This is a genomic window from Kineococcus indalonis, assembly GCF_009906395.1.
GTDB classification, from domain to species: Bacteria; Actinomycetota; Actinomycetes; order Actinomycetales; family Kineococcaceae; genus Kineococcus; species Kineococcus indalonis.
The window spans coordinates 1-1,119 of record NZ_JAAALM010000837.1; the positions used below are offsets into that span (position 1 = coordinate 1).

The window sequence follows — 1,119 nt, forward strand, 5'->3', positions numbered from 1 at the left end:
GTCGGGGAGGCACCGGCGCCGGCGTGCGCCTGGTACTCCACGGCGTCGGCCGTCAGCTCCATGAACGCCTCCTCCAGGGAGGCCTTGACGGTGGTCAGCTCGTGCAGGGCCACCCCGCGGGCGGCGGCCGCGTCGCCGATGCGCGCGGCGCTGAGCTCGCGCACGTCGAAGGAGCCGTCGCCGACCGGGACGATGGTGCCGCCGGCCTCGCGCACCAGCGCGGTGAGCTCGGCGACCTGCGGGGAGCGCACGACCACGCCGCGCGGCTGCACCCGGTCCACGAAGGACTGCACGCTCTCGTCGGCGATGAGCCGGCCGCGCCCGATGACGACGAGGTGCTCGGCCGTCAGCGCCATCTCGCTCATCAGGTGCGAGGAGACGAAGACCGCGCGGCCCTGGGCGGCGAGGTCCTTCATGAGGTTGCGGATCCACAGGATGCCGTCGGGGTCCAGGCCGTTGACGGGCTCGTCGAACAGGACCGTCGAGGGGTCGCCCAGCAGGGCGGAGGCGATGCCCAGGCGCTGGCCCATGCCCAGGGAGAAGCCGCCGGCGCGCTTGGCGGCGACCTCGCGCAGGCCGACGAGGTCGACCACCTCGTCGACGCGGCGGCGCGGCACGCCCGCGGTGGCGGCCATCGCCCGCAGGTGGTTCAGCGCCGAGCGGCCGGTGTGCACCGCCTTGGCGTCCAGCAGGGCGCCCACCGCGGACAGCGGGGCGCGGTGCCTGGTGAACGGCTGGCCGTCCACCAGGACGTGCCCGGCCGTGGGGCGGTCCAGGCCGACGACCATCCGCATGGTCGTGGACTTGCCCGAGCCGTTGGGGCCGAGGAAGCCCGTGACGATGCCGGGCCGGACGGTGAAGCTCAGGTCGTGCACGGCCACCTTCTTGCCGTACACCTTGCGCAGGCCGACCGCTTCGATCATGAGCTGGCCCTTCCGAGGTCGCGAGCGGGACGACCCCGAGCCTGCCGTGCCCGGGGGGTGCCGGACATCCGCCGACCGTCGTCCCCCGCGTACGCCCCGCGGTGCGCCCGCACGGCGACGGCCGCACCCCCCGTCGACGGGGGGTGCGGCCGTGGTCGGCCGGACGGCGCCGCGGGCGCCGCCGGCCGACCACGGC

The 1,119-nt window shown here is 75.8% G+C and carries 1 protein-coding gene; it reads right to left on the reverse strand.

Features of this window, described 5'->3' with window-relative positions; translation table 11 throughout:
• On the reverse strand, window positions 1-923 hold a 923-nt coding region (locus GTR00_RS21460), incomplete at its 3' end, for an ABC transporter ATP-binding protein (protein ID WP_166613525.1).
• Window positions 924-1,119 lie beyond the last annotated feature (196 nt).